The organism is Mesorhizobium sp. WSM4815, assembly GCF_055811575.1.
Window position 1 is genome coordinate 52,195 of sequence record NZ_JBVVQS010000098.1, and the last position, 22,243, is coordinate 74,437.

Here is a 22,243-nt window from a genome sequence, read left to right on the forward strand (position 1 = left end):
CCTGAAAAGTGGGGCCCGGTTTTCGGAACGGATCATGCAACAACAAGAAGGTACGATGTACACGAAACCCGAATTCGCACCGCTGTCGCTGGACGAGGTGTTCGGCCTGATTGAGGCGGCGGCCTTCGCCACGGTGGTGACAACCGGACCACAGGGGCTCGTCGCCTCGCATCTGCCTTTCGTGCTCGATCGCGAGCGGGGAGCGAACGGCACGCTGGTGTCGCATCTGGCCCGGCAGAACCCGCACATCGCGCTGATCGCCGAGGGCAGGGAAACGATGGCAATCTTCCACGGACCGCATGGCTATATCTCGCCCTCCTGGTATCCGCGCAATCCGGTGCGCGACAGCGCGCCGACCTGGAATTTCGCCGTCGTCCATTGCCACGGCCGGCCGGTTCAGCTCGACGATCTCGCCACCATCCGCCATTTGCTGCAACTCGTCGACGTGCTGGAAAAGGACCGCGACGATCGCTGGCGCATGCGCGAACTCGGGCCGGGCGGCATGCAGCGGCGCATCCCGCATATTCTGGGTTTCGACCTGCCGATCGAACGGCTCGAGGCCAAGTTCAAGATGGGCCAGGACGAACGGCTCTACGATACCAATGCCGCGATTGGCAGGCTTGAGGAAAGCGATCCGGCGCTGGCCGACGATGATGAAGATGCACAACGCGCATCGCAAGGACTGACCGTTGCAGCAATGCGGGCAAGGACAAAATGATCCCCAATCTCAACATCGTCCCCTTCGTCAGCGTCGACCACATGATGAAGCTGGTGCTGAGGATCGGCGTCGAGCGTTTCCTCACCGAGCTCGCCTTCTACATCGAGGACGATTTCCGCCGCTGGGAGGCCTTCGACAAGTCGCCGCGCCTCGCCTCGCACAGCGCCGAGGGCGTCATCGAGCTGATGCCGACCAGCGACGGCGAGGTCTATGGCTTCAAATATGTCAATGGCCATCCGAAGAACATGCGCGAAGGCCGCCAGACGGTGACCGCCTTCGGCATGCTCGCCGATGTCCACAACGGCTACCCGGTGCTTTTGTCGGAAATGACGATCCTGACCGCGCTGCGCACCGCGGCGATGTCGGCGCTGGCGGCCAAACATCTGGCGCCGGCCGGTGCGAACTGCATGGCGCTGATCGGCAACGGCGCCCAGGCCGAATTCCAGGCGCTGGCCTTCAAGGCCTTGCTCGGTGTGCGCGAATTGCGCTTCTACGACATCGACCGCACGGCGACGGAAAAATGCATCCGCAATCTCGCCGGGCTGGGCTTCGACATGGTCGCCTGCCGCTCTACCGAAGAGGCCGTCGAGGGAGCCGGGACCATCACCACCGTCACCGCCGACAAGCAGTATGCCACCATCCTCACCGACAACATGGTCGGCTCGGGCGTCCACATCAACGCCGTCGGCGGCGATTGTCCTGGCAAAACCGAACTGCATCGCGACATCCTGCTGCGCTCCGATATCTTCGTCGAATATCCGCCGCAGACCCGCATCGAGGGCGAGGTCCAGCAGCTTGCACCCGATCATCCGGTGACCGAGCTGTGGCGGGTCATCACCGGCTTGGCTGAAGGCCGCCGCGATGCCAGCCAGATCACGCTGTTCGATTCCGTCGGCTTCGCCATCGAGGATTTTTCGGCGCTGCGCTATATCAGGGACCAGTTGCCGTCGACCGGCCTCTACCAGCAACTCGACATGCTGGCCGACCCAGACGAGCCGCGCGACCTGTTCGGGATGCTGTTGAGAGCGGCGGCTGCGAAGACTGCGCAGGTGGCGTCGTAGCGCCGGCCGGCAGCGCAAACGTCGAGCCACCCCTGAGCCTTCCCGCCCCAGGGTGACAGCGGCAGACAAATCCCGTATACTCACATAAAGATGTCTTTATGTCGCCTAAGCGCGACCGTCGCCCTGAGGACGAAATATGTCGCAAAACCCAACATCGCTGGACGACCTGTTCGGCCCCGTCGCGGCCAAGCCCGACGGTTCGGAAGTGCTTGCTGCACTGACGGCGGCGGCGCGCGAACGCATCCTCATCCTCGATGGCGCCATGGGCACGCAGATCCAGGGCCTGGGTTTCGACGAGAACCATTTCCGTGGCGACAAATTCGCCGAGTGCGCCTGCCATCAGCAGGGCAACAACGACCTGCTGATCCTGACGCAGCCCAAGGCGATCGAGGAGATTCACTATCAATACGCCATCGCCGGGGCGGACATTCTTGAAACCAACACCTTCTCCTCGACCTCCATCGCCCAGGCGGATTATGGCATGGAGGACGCGGTCTACGCTCTGAACCGCGACGGTGCACGGCTGGTGCGCAGGGCAGCGGCAAGGGCCGAGCAGGAGGACGGCAAGCGTCGTTTCGTCGCCGGTGCGCTGGGGCCGACCAACCGCACCGCCTCGATGTCGCCCGACGTCAACAATCCCGGCTACCGCGCCGTGACATTCGACGAATTGCGCCTTGCCTATGGCGAGCAGCTGCGCGGTCTCATTGACGGCGGTGCCGACATCATTCTGATAGAGACCATTTTTGATACGCTGAATGCCAAGGCGGCAATCTTCGCCTGCAACGAGATCTTCATCGAGAAGGGCGTGCATCTGCCGGTGATGATTTCCGGCACGATCACCGACCTGTCGGGCCGCACGCTGTCGGGCCAGACGCCGACGGCTTTCTGGCATTCGGTCCGCCACGCCAACCCGTTCACCATAGGCCTCAATTGCGCGCTGGGCGCCAAAGCCATGCGCGCGCATCTGGACGAAATATCCGGCGTCGCCGACATCTTTGTGTGCGCCTATCCGAATGCCGGTCTGCCCAACGAATTCGGCCAATATGACGAAAGCCCGGAGTTCATGGCCGCGCAGATCGAGGATTTCGCCCGCGACGGCCTGGTCAATATCGTCGGTGGCTGCTGCGGCTCGACGCCCGACCACATCCGCGCCATCGCACAGGCCGTGAAGAAATATCCGCCGCGCGCTGTTCCCGACATCGAGCCGCAGATGCGCCTTTCGGGGCTCGAGCCGTTCACGCTGACCGACGAGATTCCGTTCGTCAATGTCGGCGAGCGCACCAATGTCACCGGCTCGGCGAAATTCAGGAAGCTGATCACCGCGGGCGACTATGCCGCTGCGCTCGAAATCGCCCGCGACCAGGTCGCCAACGGCGCGCAGATCATCGACATCAACATGGACGAAGGCCTGATCGATTCGAAGGAGGCAATGGTCTGTTATCTCAACCTGATCGCCGCCGAGCCGGACATCGCCCGCGTACCCGTGATGATCGACAGCTCCAAATGGGAGATCATCGAAGCCGGCCTGAAATGCGTGCAGGGCAAGCCGCTGGTCAATTCCATCTCGATGAAGGAGGGCGAGGAGGCTTTTCTGCACCATGCGAAGCTCGTCCGCGCGTATGGCGCGGCGGTGGTCGTCATGGCCTTCGATGAGGACGGCCAGGCCGACACCCAGGCGCGCAAGGTCGAAATCTGCACCCGCGCCTACAGACTGTTGACCGAGCAGGCCGGATTCCCGCCCGAGGACATCGTTTTCGACCCGAACATCTTTGCCATCGCCACCGGCATCGATGAGCACAACAATTACGGCGTCGACTTCATCGAAGCCGCCAGGCAGATCACCGCGACGCTCCCCCATGTCCACATATCGGGCGGCGTGTCGAACCTCTCCTTCTCGTTTCGCGGCAACGAGCCGGTGCGCGAGGCCATGCATGCCGTGTTCCTCTACCATGCCATCCAGGCCGGCATGGACATGGGCATCGTCAACGCCGGACAGCTTGCCGTCTATGACACCATCGATCCGGAACTGCGCGAAGCCTGCGAGGACGTCGTCAACAACCGCCAGCCGAAGGGCGGCGGCAGCGCGACCGAACGCCTGCTGCAACTCGCCGAACGTTTTAGGGGCACGGCGGGCAAGGAAGCGCAGGAACGCGATCTCGCCTGGCGCGACTGGCCGGTCGAGCAGCGCATTTCGCACGCACTGGTCAACGGCATCACCGAATTCATCGACCAGGACACGGACGAGGCGCGGCGCGCCGCCGAGCGTCCGCTGCACGTCATCGAAGGTCCGCTGATGGCAGGCATGAATATCGTCGGCGACCTGTTCGGCGCGGGAAAGATGTTCCTGCCGCAAGTGGTGAAATCCGCCCGCGTCATGAAACAGGCCGTCGCCGGCCTGCTGCCGCACATGGAGGCGGAGAAGCTGGCGAATGCCGCCAAAGGCGTCGACACCGGCGAGCGCCAGACCGCCGGCAAGATCCTGATGGCGACGGTGAAGGGCGATGTCCACGACATCGGCAAGAACATCGTCGGCGTGGTTCTGGCCTGCAACAATTACGAGATCATCGACCTCGGCGTCATGGTGCCGGCGGCAAAGATCCTGCAGACGGCGCGCGAGCTAAAGGTCGACATCATCGGCCTGTCCGGCCTGATCACGCCCTCGCTCGACGAGATGGCGCACATGGCCGCCGAGATGGAGCGCGAAGGTTTTGACATTCCGCTGTTGATCGGCGGTGCTACGACCAGCCGCGTGCATACCGCAGTAAAGATCCATCCGCGCTATATCAGTGGCCAGACCGTCTATGTCGCCGATGCCAGCCGCGCGGTCGGCGTGGTGTCGGCACTTTTGTCGAACGAGACCAGGGGCGGTTATGTCGACAACGTTCGCGCCGAATACAAGAAGGTCGCCGATGCGCATGCGCGCAGCGAAGCCGACAAGCAGCGCCTGCCGCTGTCCAAGGCGCGTGCCAACGCCCACCGGATCGACTGGTCGGCCTACGCGCCGCCGAAGCCGTCCTTCCTCGGCCTGAAAGTCTTCGAAGGCTGGGACCTGGCCGAGCTCGCGCGCTATATCGACTGGACGCCGTTCTTCCAGACCTGGGAGCTGAAGGGCCGTTACCCGAAAATCCTCGATGACGAGGCGCAAGGGCCGGCGGCACGCCAGCTCTTCGAGGACGCCCAGGCGATGCTGAAAAAGATCATCGCGGAAAAATGGCTCGCGCCGAAGGGCGTCATCGGCTTCTGGCCGGCGAATACCGTCGGCGACGATATCAGGCTGTTCACCGATGATGCCAGGTCGCAGGAACTGGCGACCTTCTTCACGCTGCGCCAGCAGCTGACCAAGCGCGACGGCAAGGCGAACGTCGCGCTGTCGGATTTCGTTGCGCCTTTGGACAGCGGCAAGGCCGACTATCTCGGCGGCTTCATCGTCACCGCCGGCATCGAGGAAGCGGCGATCGCCGAGCGCTTCGAACGTGCCAATGACGACTACTCGTCGATCATGGTCAAGGCGCTGGCCGACCGTTTCGCCGAAGCCTTCGCCGAACGCCTGCACGAGAAGGTGCGCAAGGAGTTCTGGGCCTATGCGCCGGATGAGGATCTGGCGCCGGACGAGCTGATCGGCGAACCCTATCGCGGTATTCGCCCGGCGCCCGGCTATCCGGCGCAACCCGACCACACCGAGAAAGCGACGCTGTTCCGCCTGCTCGACGGCGAGCGCAACGCCGGCGTCAGCCTGACCGAAAGCTTTGCGATGTGGCCGGGCTCCTCCGTGTCCGGCATCTACCTGTCGCATCCCGAAAGCTATTATTTCGGCGTGGCCAAGGTCGAGCGCGACCAGGTCGAGGACTATGCGCGCCGCAAGGCCATGCCGCTCGCCGAGGTCGAGCGCTGGCTCGGCCCTATACTCAACTATGTGCCGACCCCCTTCGCCGAAGCCGCGCAGTAAGGCAGAAGCTTTGACCTGGCATCGCGGTCGATGACCAGGTGCATCGCTTCGAGAGCACCGGCCTGGCCCGCTCATCATGCGATGAAAGGAGAGCCCTATGCAGACCCCGACTGCAGAAGAAGTGGAAATCCGCAAAGGCCTGGATGACCTGGTGCAGGCATTGCGGGCCAAGGACATAGAAGCCCTGATGGCACACTATGCCGCGGCTACTGTCGTATTCGACATCAGGCCGCCGCTGCGGATCGAGAGCGCCGATGCCTACCGAAAGAATTTCGAGGCGTGGTTTGCCTCGGTTGACGGCCCGATTGATTATGAGGTGCACGAACTGCTCGTCACAGTCAGAGATGACGTGGCGTTCTGCTATGGTCTGTGCCACGTCAGAAGCAAAAGAACCAACGGCGAGAAGGCCGACTATTGGGTGCGGGTGACGTCGGGTTTGCAGAAGATGAGCGACCGCTGGATGATCACGCACGAACACATATCCATGCCGATCGATCTCCGGACAATGCAGGCACAGCCGGAGTTTCAGTCGTAGCTCCGCGGACGTTTCGCACGACAACAAATTTCTTCCGGCGCTGCCCGTCGACCGACCTCGCCAAGAGGCTTGCCGAATTCGCTGACCAATCGATCGGGGCCGGTGGTGCACCGTACCGCCACGGATTGACGCGCGACACTTTAGCTGCAAGGTATATTAACGTTCTGTTTACCATACATATTGGTCTCGGCAGGGACTTGAGGGGGCAATTTGGAACCGTTTCTTGGCGCGAACCGCCTTAATTGGGATGATCGAGCCGAGCTGCATTCGACCGACACAACGGGCAGCTACCACATAGAAAATGTACTGGCTGGCGGATCCAATCTCTATGAGCTGGAAACGCGCGAGGTCGGTGACATTGTCGGCAAGGATATCGTCCATCTGCAATGCCATATCGGGCTCGACACGATCAGCTTGAAGAATCTGGGCGCGGGCAGCGTGACCGGCCTCGACTTTTCACCGACGGCGATCGCAGCGGCGCGGGATTTCGCTGCAAAGGCAGGCACTGACGTGCGCTTCGTGGAGGCGCCACTGTTCGAGGCAGTCGAAGCGCTTGGCCGGACCTTTGACATCGCTTACGTTACCTGGGGTTCGGTAAACTGGCTTGACGACGTGTTCCGCTGGGCGCGGGTGGTTGCCGATCTGCTGCGGCCCGGCGGCCGGCTCTATCTCGCCGAGGGCCATCCGTTGATGTTCCAGTGTGACCGCAAGGCTGCGGCGCTGGAGTTCAAGCATGACTGGCGAACGCCAATAGCCCGACCACTCGCATGGAACGAAGAACTCACCTATACCGGCGACGACCGCATCTTGAAACATCCGCGCTACTATGAGTGGATTCATCCGGTCAGCGACGTGGTGAACGCGCTGATTTCAGCTGGGCTGACGCTGGATTTTCTCAATGAGCATGACACGGTTTCGTGGCAGCACTTTTCATTTGCCGTGAGGGCCGGCAAGGATATGTACGGCCTGCCAGAGAACTCTCCCAAGATCCCAATGGCCTATTCCATTGGCGCGACGAAACGTAGCGTCGGCAAGATACCCTACCTGGTTACCGCCAAGGCGATTGAGGGCCACTAATGCATGTCGCGCAAAAGCATGCCCTCGGGCTTGAACGAGGGTGTGCAGCGGTTTTGCGATAACGACATGCATCAAATAAAACCTGAAGCGCGTCGCACCAATCCATTCAGCCGCGACGCGCTTTAAGTCGTCAGCCGGAGCCGCAGGTCCGTGTCAGCCACTCCGGCCACCTCTGGCGGTTGGAGGGTGCAAAATTTTTAGGACCCGTGAAGGTCAAAATTAAACATTGATAGCTAATATACCTTGGTCGGGTTGGCCCAGAACCTGAATAGTATCTGAGGAATCGCCTATTGGCTCCTTTCCGCGCTAGGTTCGGCGGTATCAAGAAGGCCGTTTTCTCGTCGGCAAATATACCGGCGGCAATGGCGGTGATCGTTATTGCCATTGGCGCAGCGTTCGCGGACCACCAGAACAAAGTCGTCTCGGATCAAGCCGCCCGAGCGGATGTCCTGGCCAAGGTCAATCTTATCCGCGCCAAGCTTGAAGGCAACATCAACGGAAACCTTCAACTGGTGCAGGGACTGGTCGCGGCGGTCGTGACTGAGCCCTATATGGGACAGCAACGCTTCGCCTCGCTGGCGAGCAACCTGTTTGGCAGGGGCTCGCAATTGAAGAATATTGCCGGCGCGCCCGATCTGGTCATTTCTCTGATGTACCCGATGAATGGCAACGACAAGGCCATAGGCCTTGATTACCGCAAGGACGAGCGGCAGCGTCTGGCCGCGCTGAGGGCGCGAGACAAGCGCGAGTTAATTCTTGCCGGTCCCGTCGACTTGAGGCAGGGAGGGCAAGGCTTCGTCGGCCGTATTCCGGTCTTTGTACGCAGTGCGGGCAACACCGAAAGGTTCTGGGGCATCATTTCGGCCGTTGTCGACGTTCAGCGCCTTTATAAGGCGAGCGGCCTGCTTGACGATGATCTCGGGATTGACATAGCGCTGATTGGTAAGGACGCTCTCGGTCCAACCGGAGAGCAATTCTTCGGCAATGAGCGCGTCGCCAAGAGCAATCCGGTGACAGCCGACGTCCTGCTTCCGTCCGGTTCGTGGCGGATCGCAGCCATTCCCAAAAACGGCTGGCCTTCGACGCCCGACAACGCGTGGTTCTTGCGCTCCATCATGGCGGTGGCCGGGGCGTTGGTTGTGATTCCATTCCTGGTGACCGGTCGCCTGATTGGCGAGAGACAGCGCAATTATGCGGAACTGAGTCGATTGTCGAGACGCCTGGAACTCGCTCTGGAAGCGTCGGCTATTGGCGTTTGGGAACACGATCTCGCGACCAACGAACTGACGTGGGACGACCGCGTCAATGAAATATACGGCAAACCAGCCGGGGAGGGCCGCGGCTACCTGGACTGGGCGGGAGCAATCCACCCGGATGATTTGGCTGGCGCCAACGCCGATTTCGACCGCGCGACGGCCGGCGGCGGGCCATATTTGTCGGAGTACCGGATTATTCGGCCGGATGGCGAGATTCGCCATGTCCGATCCAAGGCGATAATTTACCGGCACGCAAACGACACCCCAAAAATGATTGGCGCCGAATGGGATGTGACAGCCGATGTCCTGTTGAACAAGGACCTGGTTCGCGCAAAACAGCTTTCCGAGTCGAAAAATGCAGAACTCGAGTCGGCCAAGGCGCGCATAGAGCACATTGCGCTCCACGATTCGCTGACCGGTTTGCCCAACCGGCGTTACCTCGACCAGGTGCTGGAAGATTACGCGGCAAACGCCAGGCGGACCGGCGGGTATGCGGCACTGCTCCACATTGATCTCGATCGGTTCAAGCACATCAACGATACGCTTGGCCACGCCGCAGGCGACGCAATGCTTGTTCACGCCTCGACCGTGCTCCGATCCAAGGTCGATGGCGAGGGATTCGTCGCTCGGATCGGAGGAGACGAATTCATCGTCCTGTGCGCGGTGCATGACGATATCGAGCAACTGGCGCTGCTCGCTGACCGCGTCATCAGCCAGATGCGGGAACCGGTCTACTATCAGGGCCATCGATGCCGTTTTGGCGTGAGCGTGGGAATTGCAGTCGATAACGGAAAAGATGTCGAAGCCAAACACCTGCTGGTCAACGCTGACATCGCGCTTTACCGGGCAAAGAGTCGTGGGCGCAATCGATACGAGTTCTTCACCGAGGCGATGCAAAGCGAGATCGTCGAGACAAAACGGATTGCCGACGAAATTCTCGGCGGCCTTGAGCGCAACGAGTTCATCCCCTTCTACCAGCCGCAATTTGACGCAAAAACGCTTGAAATTGTTGGGGTTGAGGCGCTGGCGCGATGGCGGCATCCGCAGAAGGGCATTTTGGCGCCCGACGTCTTCCTAAGGATTGCGGAAGAATTGAATGTCGTCTCGATCATCGATCGAAACATATTAGAGCAATCGCTTTTGGATCTCGAAGGGTGGTCTGCTGCGAATCTCCATATTCCGCGGGTGTCAGTCAATGTTTCGGCACGCCGCCTTCAGGATGAGGAACTCATAAAGAGTCTTAGGGAACTAAATATCAAGAAGGGAACAGTTGCCTTCGAGCTTGTTGAGTCAATTTTCCTTGACGAAAATGATGATTTTGTTACCTGGAATCTTGAGCAGATAAAAGAGCTCGGCATTGACATAGAAATAGACGATTTTGGCACGGGCTACGCCTCTATAGTCAGCTTGCTCAAGCTGCAGCCTCGCCGGTTGAAGATAGATCGCCAATTGGTCATTCCTATTGTCAAATCGCCGCAACGAAGGCAGGTCGTCTCATCGATCATTGAAATCGGCAAATCCCTGGGTATCGAGGTCGTAGCCGAGGGTGTCGAGACGATGGAGCACGCACAGACACTCAAGAGCTTGGGCTGCGACATACTGCAGGGTTATGCCTTCGGGCATGCATTGGATGCCGACGGACTAAAGGCATTTGTTCGATCTCGGCGTCTGCGCACGGAACGGGTTTTGGATGAACCGCTCCGGTTGGGTAGAGTATAAGCGCATAAGCCTCACGTGACAGAGTAGCGTTACGCTTTGAGTCTTAGGATTTGTGCTGACACGCATGTCAGGCGCAACCGCTGTGCAACCAGCGTTGCCTTATTTTGCTAGCCGCCCAAACCCTTGCAGTAACTCTGCTTGCGCAGATCTCGGCGTTGCGCCACTACTGCACTTTGGGGGGAATCAAATGAAAATCCATCTTTGTGCTGCCTTGGCGGCAACGGTTGCTATGACGGGTTGCGCATCGGTGGTGCGTGGCACGACCGACAAAGTCTCCATCAACTCCGAACCACCAGATTCCACGATCAGAACCTCGCTTGGTCATTCGTGCCCGGCTTCACCTTGCACGGTCGAAGTAAGCCGGAAGGAGGGGTTCACGGCTTTTGCTGAGAAGGAAGGATACAAACCGGGCAGCCTTTATATTGGCACGAACATGAGCGGAAAAGGCGCCGCAGGTCTAGCAGGCAACATCTTGGTCGGGGGACTGATAGGAGTGGGCGTGGATGCAATGACGGGTGCGACGCTCGATCATTCTCCAAATCCTGCACTCATAACGTTGGTTCCAACTGACGCGCCTGGCGAAAGCAGCAAGGCGATTGTTCCTCCGCCTGCGCCACCTGCGACGAACAATAGCTCCCGCGCTGGAGTGTAGCCTGCTCTTGCGCGTTCCTGGCGCCGCATTTGGCAATGGGGAAGGCAGCAAGGGACACGAGTCGCTACGGAAACGGCGTGAAAATGGCACAGTCCTTACTGTGCACGTAAGCTGTTGATCTCTTAAAGCAATTGGCTGGGGAACCTGGATTCGAACCAGGACTAACGGAGTCAGAGTCCGTGGGTCTACCGTTAACCTATTCCCCAGCAGGCGCGATTGAAGAAAACCGCGCGGGCAGGGCGACGATGGCGCCGCGCGTGCCTTGTAGCCGCCGCCGGAAAATAGTCAAGCCTGCGCAGCTCTTCAATCACCACGTTTCATAAGGGCGTGGTTCAAAGCCGCCCCTCAATTCTCCCTCCGCCCGAGCTGCGAGTGCTCGAAATACAGCACGACGCCGAGCGCCATCACCAGCGGGATGATCAGGTAGAACAGCCGGAACACCAGCAGTGCTGCCAGCACACCGACCGGGTCCATATGCGACAGGCCGGCCAGGAAGACGACCTCGAACACGCCGAGCCCGCCCGGCGCATGCGAGATCTGGGCGACCGAGAACGACACCAGGAAGACGCCGAGCACGACGAAGTATCCGGGATTGCCAGCTTCGGGCAGGGCGAAGAAGATGATCGCCGCCGCCGCCAGGAGCTCGATCGGGCCGATCAGCAATTGCCGCGCGACAATCGGCAGCGCCGGATAATGGACCTGGAAGCTTCCGATCTTCAATGGCCTGAGATGCAGCCAGCTGCCGAAGACATAGGCCGCCACCACGAGCAGCATTGCGCCGCCCGCGGCCATGGTCAGGCCATGGTGCGGTATGCCGGAGAACCGGTCGATGATTTTAGGCTCGAAGACCAGCACGAGGCCGGAGACGAGGATCGTCGACAGCACGAAAGTAATCCAGCAGATCGCCACCAAAATGCCGACGTCCTGTCCGGTCAGCCCCCTGGTTCCGTAAGCGCGGTAGCGGATCACCGCGCCTGAAAATACCGAGCCGCCGATATTGTGCGACAGCGCGTAGGTGGTGAAGGAGCACAGGGTGACGAACAGCCACGACACTTTCTTGCCGATATGCAGGAGCGCGATGTGATCGTAGCCGGCCAGCGACGCATAGGCGATGACCGAGCTCAACGCGGCCAGCACCCAGCCGCGGGCAGGGATGGCGACGATGCCATCCCAGACGTCGTCGAGCGAGATGCCGCGCAGTTCGTGCAGCAGCAGCCATAGCGAGAAGACGACCGCCGCAACGCCGACGACCGGCCAGAAATAACGCCTCCAGTTCATGGCGTGACGATCATGCGTTGCAGCCCCGTTGCCCTTTCGGTTCGCGTCAGGAAAACTGCCCGCGATTTCGAATGTTTCATACCCGCCATTTCAGAAATGCCTTATCGAAGCCGGCTATTCAACCGGCAAGGCGCTGCTGCGGGAGAAGGAAAGGCTGGCGATCCTTCGCGCCCCCCTCTGTCCCGCCATCATCGGGACGAGCGGAGCGGCGAGACAATGCCAGCGACAAAATTCGACCCCTGCGCTCTTGGTGATCCGGCCCGGCGCTGCTAGTCTGGTGGCAACTTGGAACACATGAAAGCGCCTGCTGCGTCCGGTCTCCGGTTCGCGCGGCGCCGGAAGGAACTGAAGTGGAAGACCACGACACCGGCGCCGGCGCGCCGGAAGTGGGCGTGTCCAGGGCTTCGCCGCCGCCTTCGGGCCAGGCAAGCCCATCCGCCGGCCGGCACAATGGCCGCCCGGTGCAGCCTTGGTCCGGTCACGGACAGGCAGGCGACGCGTCCCAGCATCAGAATGGCCAGAAGGCCAAGACCAGGAAGCGGCGCAAACGCCGGCGCGGCCGCAAGGTTTTCGCGCGCGACGACGCTCGCCTCGCTGCGGCCGGAGTGGCGGCTGCTGTCAGCGCTCCAGCCAGCCGCCCGCCCGCGGCGATCGTCGCGCCCTTGCCTTTGGTTGCGCCAGGCCGGCCGGAGCCGGCTGCTCGCCGCCCGCCGCTGCAGGAACTGCCGGTGTTTGCGGCACTCGATCTCGGCACCAACAATTGCCGGCTGCTGGTGGCGGTGCCGACGCGCCACGGCCAGTTCCGCGTCATCGACGCTTTCTCGCGCATCGTCAGGCTGGGCGAGGGCCTCACCGCCAGTGGCCGGCTCGGGCAGCCGGCGATGGACCGTGCGGTCGAGGCGCTGAAGATCTGCGGTGACAAATTGCGCAACCGCAAGATCAGGAAGGCCCGGCTGATCGCCACCGAAGCCTGCCGCACGGCCGCCAACGGCGCCGAGTTCCTCGACCGCGTCGAGCGCGAGGCGGGGTTGAAACTCGAGATCATCGACCGCCAGACCGAGGCGCGGCTGGCGGTGTCGGGCTGCGGCTCGCTGATCGACCGCGACACGCAAGGCGTCGTCCTGTTCGACATCGGCGGCGGCTCCTCGGAAATCGCGCTGATCGATCTCACCGGCCACCGCTCGCCGAGGCTCGCCAACCACATCGTCTCCTGGACGTCGCTGCCGGTCGGCGTCGTCTCGCTGGCCGAGCGCTTCGGCGGCCGCGCCGTCACCCGTGAGATCTTTGCCGCCATGGTCGAGGATGTGGCTGTGCGCCTGCACGCCTTCGACGGGCGCGACCGGCTGAGCCATGTGTTCGCCAGCCCGAAATTCCACTTGCTCGGCACCTCGGGCACGGTGACGACGCTGGCCGGCGTCCACCTCGACCTGGACCGCTACGACCGCCGCCGCGTCGACGGGCTGTGGATGGACCGCGACAGCGTCGACCGCATGGTCGAAAAACTGGTCGGCTGGGATTTTCAGCAGCGCGTCGCCAATCCTTGCATCGGCGCCGATCGCGCCGATCTGGTGCTGGCCGGCTGCGCCATTCTGGAAGCGATCCGCGCGGTGTGGCCGTCGGAGCGGCTGCGCGTCGCCGACCGCGGCCTGCGCGAGGGCATATTGAGCGAATTGATGGCCGACGACGGTGTCTGGCGCAACAATGGGCGGGGCAGAGCATGATCCCGAAAAGTGGCAACCGGTTTTCGGAAAAGATCATGCTCAAACAAGAAATCAGGCAATGACCAGGAAACCGGAAAAACCAGGCTCTGCCGGCATTCGCGTGCTGAAGACGCGGATCAAGAAGAAAAGCGGCCTGAAGGAATCGTCGCGCCGCTGGCTGCAGCGCCACATCAACGATCCCTATGTCCAGCGCTCCAAGGCCGACGGCTACCGCTCGCGCGCGGCCTACAAGCTGATCGAGATCGACGACAAGCACCATCTGCTCAAGCCCGGCATGAAAGTCATCGACCTTGGCGCGGCACCCGGCGGCTGGTGCCAGGTCGCCGCCGCGCGCACGAAATCGACGGCCGAACACCCGCATGTCGTCGGCATCGACTATCTGGAGATGGACGCGGTGCCCGGCGCGCCGGTGCTGTTGATGGATTTTCTCGACCCGCAGGCGCCGGAAAAGCTCGCTGAAACGCTTGGCGGCCAGCCGGACATCGTTTTGTCCGACATGGCCGCACCCACCACCGGCCATCGCCGGACCGATCACATCCGCACCATGTATCTGTGCGAGGTGGCCGCCGATTTCGCCCTGTCGGTGCTGAAGCCGGGCGGCCATTTCCTCGCCAAGACTTTCCAGGGCGGCGCCGAGAACGAATTGCTCGCCAGGCTCAAGCAGAATTTCCGCTCGGTCCACCACGTCAAACCGCCGGCCTCGCGCGATGAGTCGGTGGAGCTTTATCTGCTGGCGAAAGATTTCAAGGGTTAAGCTGCCTTAGCTTTTTAACGCTGGCGGGACAGCACCCCCCTCTGTCCTGCCGGACATCTCCCCCTCAAGGGGGGAGATCGGACGTCATCGCGGTCTTCGCAAACCTTCAACGGTGCAAGAGTACGCGGAGCGGCGAAGCTGCCAATCTCCCTCCTTGAGGGGGAGATGGCCGGCAGGCCAGAGGGGGGTGCTGTCCCGCCAGCGCTGGAGGACGCCACTCCTCAACCGCCCTGCGGACCAGACACCCCCAGCGTCTTGGGCGCCGTCAGCCCGCCATGTCCCGATACGGCGTTGCCGGCATCGGGTGCCAGCCGCATGAACGACAGCGATGCGGCGGCCGACACCGCCGCGACAATGAAGAACGCGATGTGGAAGTCGCTCAGCGTCAGCGCCCCGCCATGGATTGTCGTCGACACTTCCAGAATGCCGCCGGCCAGCGCCACGCCGAGCGCGATCGACAGTTGCTGGAACACTGCGGCGATCGGCGTTGCCCTGCTGGTGTCGGCGGTCGAAATCTCGGCATAGGCAAGCGCGTTGATGCCGGTGAAGAACATCGAGCGGATGAAGCCGCCGGCGAGCAAGATGGCGAGGATCATCAGATAGGGCGTCTCGGGCGTCAGCAGGCCGTTGATGGCAATCGACGCCGCCGCGATCAGCGAGCCGAAGATCAGCACCCGGCGGAAGCCGGCGACCCGGAAGATCAGCGCGGTGACGAATTTCATGCCGATGGCGCCGATCGCCGCCACGAAGGTGATCATTCCCGACTGGAACGGCGTCAGCCCGAAGCCGATCTGGAACATCAGCGGCAAAAGGAAGGGTACGGCGCCGATGCCGATGCGGAACAGCCCGCCGCCGAGGACCGAGGCGCGGAACACCTGGTTGCGGAACAGTTCGAGCGCCAGCAGCGGATTTTTGGAGCGGCGCGCATGCAGGAGGTAAAGCACGGCTGAAACCAGCCCGACAGCCACGGTGAGGAAGCCGGCAATCGGCGGCAATGCCGGCAGGCTGACCACCGACAGGCCGAAAACGATGCCCGATGCCGCCAGGCCGCTCAGCACTAAGCCGATGAAATCGAGCGGCGGCGTCGGCGCCGCTTCGGTCTCCGGCAGGAAGCGGGTGGCCAGCCAGATGCCGATCAGCCCGATCGGCACATTGATCAGGAAGATCCAGTGCCAGCTGAAATAGGTGGTGATGAAACCGCCGACCGGCGGCCCGACGAGCGGCCCGAGCAATGCCGGAACGGTCAGCCACGACATCGCGGCGACGAGTTCGCTCTTCGGCGTGGCGCGCACCAGCACAAGCCGTCCCACCGGCGTCATCATGGCGCCGCCAATGCCTTGCAGGAAGCGCGAGACGACGAAGGCCGGCAGCGAATTCGACACCGCGCAAGCGACCGATCCGACGATGAACACGGCAATCGCGGCGCGAAACACGGTCTTGGCGCCAAAATGGTCGGCCATCCAGCCGCTGATCGGAATGAACACCGCCAGCGATACCAGATAGGCGGTCAGCGCCAGCTTGAGCGCCACCGGGCTGGTCTGGAGGTCGACGGCGATCGCCGGCAGCGACGTTGCGATAACGGTCGAATCCATGTTTTCCATGAAAAGGGCGACCGCCAGGATAAGCGGAATGTTGCGGTTCATGGAGCGCGTCCGGATTCGATTGTTGCCGACCGGGGCAAGCCGACAGGCAGGGCGGTTACCACGGGTTGCGTTGGATGTCGCCTTAACTTGCTGTCACATTTGTGCGACCTGGCACCGGGCATGCCCAACAAAACTCCGGAGCAGCGCCGTCGGCGAGGCGGCCGCTTCGGCTTTCGCCAATCACCAGCGGTGAATGCCGGTCGCCATCCGTCACCGCGAAAGGCATTAAGCTGAGTTTGCAGCGCTGTCGTGCACAAGCAATCGGCTTTTCAACGGCGACGGGACGTGTTACGAGCCAGCGCCAATCCTGAAAGGGAAGAAGACGAGTCGGCGCTGTCCACCCGGTCCAGCGCTTTTCATGCATTCCGAGGGCTGGCCATGGCAAAGATTATCGAAACGTCCACGGGCGCATTGGCGCTGACTTTTGACGACGTGCTGCTGCAGCCGGGTCATTCCGAGGTCATGCCCGGCGAAACCGATATCCGCACCCGCATTGCCGGCGACATCGACCTCAACGTGCCGATCCTGTCCGCCGCCATGGATACCGTCACCGAGGCGCGTCTCGCCATCGCCATGGCCCAGGCCGGCGGCATCGGCGTCATCCACCGCAATTTCTCGCCGGCCGAGCAGGCCGAGCAGGTGCGGCAAGTCAAGAAATTCGAATCCGGCATGGTGGTGAACCCCGTCACCATTGGCCCCGATGCGACGCTCGCCGACGCCCTGGGGCTGATGCGCACCTACAGCATCTCGGGCATTCCGGTGGTCGAGAATGGCGGCGCTGGCGGGCACACGGTCGGCCGGCTGGTCGGCATCCTGACCAACCGCGACGTGCGCTTCGCCTCCGACCCGGGCCAGAAAGTCTACGAGCTGATGACCCGTGAGAACCTGATCACGGTCAAGGAGAACGTCGATCAGGACGAGGCCAAGCGGCTCCTGCACCAGCACCGCATCGAGAAGCTGGTCGTGGTCGATAGCGGCGGCAATTGCGTCGGATTGATCACCGTCAAGGACATCGAGAAGTCGCAGCTCAACCCGCACGCCACCAAGGACGTGCAGGGGCGCCTGCGCGCGGCGGCCGCCACCAGCGTCGGCGATGACGGTTTTGAGCGCGCCGAGCGGCTCATCGATGCCGGCGTCGACCTTTTGGTGATCGACACCGCGCATGGTCACTCGCAACGCGTGCTCGATGCGGTGACGCGGGCCAAGAAACTGTCCAATTCGGTCCGCATCCTGGCCGGTAACGTCGCCACATCGGAAGGCACGCTGGCGCTGATCGATGCCGGCGCCGATGCCGTCAAGGTCGGCATCGGGCCGGGTTCCATCTGCACCACCCGCATTGTCGCCGGCGTCGGCATGCCGCAGCTTTCGGCAATCATGTCGGCGGTCGAGACGGCGCAGAAATCGGGCGTCTCGGTCATCGCCGATGGCGGCATAAAATATTCCGGCGATCTCGCCAAGGCGCTCGCCGCCGGCGCCAGTGCCGCCATGATCGGGTCGCTGCTGGCCGGCACCGACGAGAGCCCGGGCGAAGTCTATCTGCACCAGGGCCGCTCGTTCAAAGCCTATCGCGGGATGGGCTCGGTCGGCGCCATGGCGCGTGGCTCCGCCGACCGCTATTTCCAGGCCGAGGTTCGCGACACGCTGAAACTGGTGCCGGAAGGCATCGAAGGGCAGGTGCCTTACAAAGGACCTGTGTCCGGCGTGCTGCACCAGCTTGCCGGCGGCCTGAAAGCCGCTATGGGTTATGTCGGCGGGCGCGACCTTGCCGATTTCCGCGACCGCGCCACCTTTGTACGCATATCCAACGCCGGACTTCGTGAAAGCCACGCCCATGACGTCACGATCACCCGCGAAAGCCCGAATTACCCCGGCGGAGCCTAACCAGTTCGCACGAAGCCTTGCGGCAATGATGCTGCGGCTGTCGCGCCACGCTGCCGCGCTTTGCTTTGTCTGCGTGGCGGTTTTCGTCGCCATGACGGCGATGGAGTTCCTCTATTTCCGCCAGCTGAGCGGCGGCCTGCCGTCACTCGATTTGCGCTTTGCCGGGTTCACCCCGGACGAGGGCATGGCCTGGCTGACGGCGCTCGGCCGGCGCGGCAGCGAGATCATCCTGGTCTGGCACTACCTGACCTTCGACCTGCTGTTCCCGGCGCTGCTGTCGCTGACATTGGTCAGCCTGATCCTTGCCGCCGGGCGACGGCTGAAGAACTTCCGGGCTCTGTCCGCCCAGTTCCAGTCGCTGTTCGCGCTCGTCCTGGTGCTGCCCTACACGCTTGCCGATTATGCGCAGAACATCGCGGTGGCCCGCATGCTCCAATCCGGACTCGCTGTCCTTCGCCTCGGCGCTGATCGTCATCAAATTCGCGCTTCTGGCGATACCGGTGATCGTCATCGCGGTTTTCCACCTGGCCGCTCAGAAACAGCGCTGACTGCCCCTTCTCCCACAAGGGGAGAAAGTCTGGCGAATGCTACAAATCGAACAGCGCGATCTTGCGCTTGTCGAACTTGATGGCGAGCTCGCCGCGCACCAGTTTGAGCGCCGCCTCGCCGAACACGGCGCGTCGCCAGCCTTGCAAGGCCGGCACGTCGGCGTCCTCGCCCTCGGCGGCGATGCGGTCGATGTCGTCGCTTGAGGCCAGCACCTTCGAAGCGACGCCCTCCTTTTCGGCGACGATCCGCAACAGCACTTTCAGCAATTCAGCGGCGGCATTGGAGCCTTCGGGCGGCTGAAAACTCTTCGGCAGCTTCGGCATCTCTTCCCTGGGCAAGGCAAGCGCGCCGTTGACCGCGCCAAGCAGCGCCGTTGCCGTCGCCGAGCGTTCCCAGCCTTTCGGCGTGGTGCGCAGCTTGCCGAGTGCTGCCGCATCGCGCGGCGCCTGCTGCGCCACCTCGTAGATGGCGTCGTCCTTGAGCACCCGGCCGCGCGGCACGTCGCGTTCGCGCGCCTCACGCTCGCGCCACGCCGCCACCGCTTGCACGATCGCCAGCTCCTGCGGCTTGCGCAGCCGCATCTTCAGCCGCTTCCAGGCGTCCTCCGGATGCGGATCGTAGGTTTCGCGGGCGGTCAGCACGTCCATCTCCTCGTTCAGCCAGTGGGCGCGGTTTTCCCGCACCAACTCGGCGCTGAGGTGCTGGTAGACCTCGATCAGATGGGTGACGTCGGCAAGCGCGTAGTCGAGCTGTTTTTCGGAAAGCGGCCGGTGGCGCCAGTCGGTGAAACGTGAGGACTTGTCGAGCCGGGCGCCGGTGACCTTCTGGACGAGTTGGTCATAGGAGACGCTGTCGCCGAAGCCGCAAACCATCGCTGCCACCTGGGTGTCGAACACCGGATGCGGCACCAGATCGCCGAGATGAACGATGATTTCGATGTCCTGGCGTGCCGCATGGAAGACCTTGACGATCGCCTCGTTGGCCATCAGCCTGAAGAACGGCTTCAGGTCGATATCGGGTGACAGCGGATCGATCAGCGCTGTCACCCCGGGTGCTGCCATCTGGATCAGGCAGAGAATCGGCCAAAAGGTCGTCTCGCGAATGAATTCGGTGTCGACGGTGACGAAATCCGACTTTTCGAACGCGGCGAGAGCGGTCTCGAGTTCTTTTTGGGTAGTGATGACGTGCATCAAATCGCTTTTGGCAAAGTGTACGGTCTCCTTCAATTTCAGCCGCGCGGGCTTTCGTCAAGCCGCTGTCCGGGTTTCAAGACCTGGCGGGCCGTCATCATTGCCTGGCGGGCCCGTCGGAATCATCGTTGCGCTTGGCCAGCCGGGCGAACACCGTCGATGTGCGCAAAAGGCCGATGAAACGGCTGCGATGGCCGGCCGGCACGCCCGATCGCACCTGCATCCGGTACAGGATGACCACGACGAAGATGGCGTAGACGGTGGCGGTGAACACGAACAGCGCGCTTGGCCCGAAATGCTGCATCGCCGTCGAGGCGGCGAACGGCCCGCCAATGGCGCCGAAGGAATAGAACAGCATCAGCGCCGCGTTGATCAGCACGAACTCGCCCTTGTCGGCGCGGTCGTTGGAGTGCGCCGCCGACAGCGAATAGAGCGGCATGGCGAAGCAGCCGAAGATGAAGACGATCACGAAGTTGAGGGACGGATCGCTGCGCGCCCAGAACACCAGCGCCAGCGACGCCAGCAGCGCGCAGCACGTCGTTATCAGCAGCACCGAACGCCGGTCCCAGCGGTCGGACAGATAGCCGAGCGGATACTGGATGATGGCGCCGCCGAATATGCCGACGCTGACGAAGGTGACGACGTCGGTGACCGACATGCCGATCTGTTCGGCATAGACCGGCGACAAGGTGCGAAAAGCGCTGTTGGTGACGCCGACGGCAATGCAGCCGAAGCAGCCGAGCGGCGAGATCCGCCAGACGCGCGCCAGGTCGAGCTTGACGTCTTCGGGCGGGGTCGGGTTGGAGCGATCGCCGAGCGACACCGGCACCAGCGAGAGCGTGATCATGATCGACATGACGGCGAAGATGGCGAAACCGCCGGCGCCGACGATCGGGATCAGGAACTGTGCGCCGGTGACCGAACCGATGTCGACCATCCGGTAGATGGCCAGCACCCGCGCGCGGTCCTTGTTGGCGGCCCCGGAATTGAGCCAGGCTTCCATGATGGTGAACAGGCCGGCGAAGCAGAAGCCGCCGGCGAGACGCAACGCGCACCACATGACCGGGTCGACGACCAGCACCAAAAGCAATGTCCCGGCCGAAGCGATCGCCGCCAGCGCGGAAAACGCGCGGACATGGCCGACGGCCTTCATGATGTGGGTGACGGCGAGGCAGCCGAGCAGGAAGCCGGCGAAATAGAACGTTCCCATCAGGCCGATGGTCGAGGCCGAAAACCCCTCCTGCGCCCCGCGCAATGCGATCAAGGTGCTCTGCAGGCCGTTGCCGCCGAGCAGGATGCCGGCGGCAATAAGGAGCGGGATCAGCGGGCGCATGGAGGACATGAAGGAGGGCCTGTCGTTGATCCTTCTTGAACCATCGCCCACGCCAATGCCAGCGGCAATTGCCGGCGGTTAGCAGGCCAGCGCCGGCTATCAACGTATCAGTTTGATTTTAGCTGGGAATCCTTCGCGCTGCCGATGGCGCACTCGGGTGGCTTGCCGCCCTACCGAAGAATTCTGTTTGTCATCAGCCATTTGACGGAGCGGGGCCACGCGTAATTCGCACCCATCCGCAGATCGGTAAAACCCTGCGAAACAGGTTGCCCGGTATCAGCGTCGAGGATGCGAATGAACATCGTATGCTCTGTTCGGCTGACGCGCGTTACGACGCCCAGCAAGGCAAAAGACGCGCCGTGCTCTTTGGCGATCTTGCTTTCACAGCCGCCGCAATTGCGCAATCCGTGCGGCGCCACCGCCTGCTCATCCCCGGCTGGCACATCAATCACTGTAAAGCGCCCTGACTGGGAGAGCATGTCCTTCGCCATCTGTGCCGACTCGGACAGATAGCGCCTATCATGTTCATCCGGCGGAATTATGCCTGCGCCAGCGCTCTTGTCTTCCAATTCGAAAGGAAACACCTCGATGGACATCGGCTTTGTCTGTGCGTGTGCAAATGCGCAGGTGCCGACAAGCAGCATCACCAGGACAGTCAATGTGCGAATGCGCATGGTAGTCCTCCCGCCAATGTGACGCCATTGTACACGGCTCGGCCACGCTGATCACGATCAGGCGGAGGAAATTCTACACTTTGACTGTGGTGCGGAGTTTTCACACAGCCACGGACGAATGCGGAAGTTCGAATCAAGATGCTGCCCGGGCGACGCCTGCCTTGACAAAGGCGGCCTCTCATGTGCTTTTCGCGCAAATTTTCGGGCCGGGCCATCATGCCTTGGCCGCAATCAGACATCCGGACTGACCCATGAC

Annotated in this window: 15 protein-coding genes, 1 tRNA gene and 1 pseudogene; 11 read left to right on the top strand and 6 right to left on the bottom strand. The window is 62.3% G+C overall.

Going from position 1 to position 22,243, the window contains the following annotated elements:
* Positions 1-34: 34 nt before the first annotated feature.
* The 7 genes from AC0L2B_RS21365 to AC0L2B_RS21395 all read left to right on the top strand — a co-directional run bounded on the left by AC0L2B_RS21365 (position 35) and on the right by AC0L2B_RS21395 (position 10,964).
* The gene (locus AC0L2B_RS21365) at positions 35-718 is read left to right on the top strand and encodes an FMN-binding negative transcriptional regulator (protein WP_473746728.1); all 684 of its coding nucleotides are present in this window, start codon (positions 35-37) and stop codon (positions 716-718) included.
* Positions 715-1,779: an ornithine cyclodeaminase gene (locus tag AC0L2B_RS21370; RefSeq protein WP_473746729.1), complete on the top strand. Its 1,065-nt coding sequence runs from the start codon at positions 715-717 to the stop codon at positions 1,777-1,779. The genes AC0L2B_RS21365 and AC0L2B_RS21370 overlap by 4 nt, the downstream gene beginning before the upstream one ends.
* 136 nt (positions 1,780-1,915) lie before the next feature.
* On the top strand, positions 1,916-5,725 hold the full coding sequence (metH, locus tag AC0L2B_RS21375) for a methionine synthase (protein WP_473746730.1): 3,810 nt from the start codon (positions 1,916-1,918) through the stop codon (positions 5,723-5,725).
* A 97-nt stretch (positions 5,726-5,822) separates the two neighbouring features.
* Positions 5,823-6,260, top strand: coding sequence for a YybH family protein (locus AC0L2B_RS21380; RefSeq protein WP_473746731.1), 438 nt, complete (start codon positions 5,823-5,825; stop codon positions 6,258-6,260).
* 210 nt (positions 6,261-6,470) lie between these two features.
* Positions 6,471-7,337: a class I SAM-dependent methyltransferase gene (locus AC0L2B_RS21385; protein WP_023803186.1), complete on the top strand. Its 867-nt coding sequence runs from the start codon at positions 6,471-6,473 to the stop codon at positions 7,335-7,337.
* A gap of 362 nt (positions 7,338-7,699) precedes the next feature.
* Entirely contained in the window at positions 7,700-10,312 is a 2,613-nt protein-coding gene (locus AC0L2B_RS21390; RefSeq protein WP_473746942.1) for a bifunctional diguanylate cyclase/phosphodiesterase, read from the top strand.
* A 187-nt stretch (positions 10,313-10,499) separates the two neighbouring features.
* On the top strand, positions 10,500-10,964 hold the full coding sequence (locus AC0L2B_RS21395; protein WP_473746733.1) for a translation initiation factor 2: 465 nt from the start codon (positions 10,500-10,502) through the stop codon (positions 10,962-10,964).
* A 132-nt stretch (positions 10,965-11,096) separates the two neighbouring features.
* Here the strand turns inward: AC0L2B_RS21395 and AC0L2B_RS21400 are convergent.
* Both AC0L2B_RS21400 and AC0L2B_RS21405 read right to left on the bottom strand, forming a co-directional pair.
* Positions 11,097-11,170, bottom strand: a tRNA-Gln gene (locus tag AC0L2B_RS21400).
* Positions 11,171-11,309: 139 nt separating this feature from the next.
* Positions 11,310-12,242: a lysylphosphatidylglycerol synthase domain-containing protein gene (locus AC0L2B_RS21405; protein ID WP_473746734.1), complete on the bottom strand. Its 933-nt coding sequence runs from the start codon at positions 12,240-12,242 to the stop codon at positions 11,310-11,312.
* A 350-nt stretch (positions 12,243-12,592) separates the two neighbouring features.
* Here AC0L2B_RS21405 and AC0L2B_RS21410 point away from each other — a divergent pair, with 350 nt between their 5' ends.
* Together AC0L2B_RS21410 and AC0L2B_RS21415 are read left to right on the top strand one after the other, a co-directional pair.
* Positions 12,593-13,963 (top strand): Ppx/GppA phosphatase family protein, encoded by a 1,371-nt coding sequence (locus AC0L2B_RS21410; RefSeq protein WP_473746735.1) that lies wholly within the window; start codon positions 12,593-12,595, stop codon positions 13,961-13,963.
* Positions 13,964-14,021: 58 nt separating this feature from the next.
* Positions 14,022-14,717: an RlmE family RNA methyltransferase gene (locus AC0L2B_RS21415; RefSeq protein ID WP_236389620.1), complete on the top strand. Its 696-nt coding sequence runs from the start codon at positions 14,022-14,024 to the stop codon at positions 14,715-14,717.
* A 221-nt stretch (positions 14,718-14,938) separates the two neighbouring features.
* Here the strand turns inward: AC0L2B_RS21415 and AC0L2B_RS21420 are convergent, their stop codons facing one another.
* Positions 14,939-16,360, bottom strand: a complete 1,422-nt coding sequence (locus AC0L2B_RS21420) for an MFS transporter (RefSeq protein WP_473746736.1) — start codon at positions 16,358-16,360, stop codon at positions 14,939-14,941.
* Between the two features lie 378 nt (positions 16,361-16,738).
* On the opposite strand from AC0L2B_RS21420, the gene guaB reads away from it, so the two are divergent.
* Both guaB and AC0L2B_RS21430 read left to right on the top strand, forming a co-directional pair.
* On the top strand, positions 16,739-18,241 hold the full coding sequence (gene guaB, locus AC0L2B_RS21425; RefSeq protein ID WP_091591620.1) for an IMP dehydrogenase: 1,503 nt from the start codon (positions 16,739-16,741) through the stop codon (positions 18,239-18,241).
* Positions 18,242-18,266: 25 nt separating this feature from the next.
* Positions 18,267-18,789: pseudogene (locus tag AC0L2B_RS21430) on the top strand (hypothetical protein).
* 39 nt (positions 18,790-18,828) lie between these two features.
* Here the strand turns inward: AC0L2B_RS21430 and rnd are convergent.
* The 3 genes from rnd to AC0L2B_RS21445 form a co-directional block, all read right to left on the bottom strand.
* Positions 18,829-19,980, bottom strand: a complete 1,152-nt coding sequence (gene rnd / locus AC0L2B_RS21435; protein ID WP_473746737.1) for a ribonuclease D — start codon at positions 19,978-19,980, stop codon at positions 18,829-18,831.
* Positions 19,981-20,077: 97 nt separating this feature from the next.
* Positions 20,078-21,322, bottom strand: a complete 1,245-nt coding sequence (locus AC0L2B_RS21440) for an MFS transporter (protein WP_473746738.1) — start codon at positions 21,320-21,322, stop codon at positions 20,078-20,080.
* A 161-nt stretch (positions 21,323-21,483) separates the two neighbouring features.
* A complete protein-coding gene (locus AC0L2B_RS21445; RefSeq protein WP_473746739.1) occupies positions 21,484-21,987 on the bottom strand; it encodes a DUF3280 domain-containing protein in 504 nt (167 codons plus the stop codon).
* Positions 21,988-22,243: the final 256 nt, after the last annotated feature.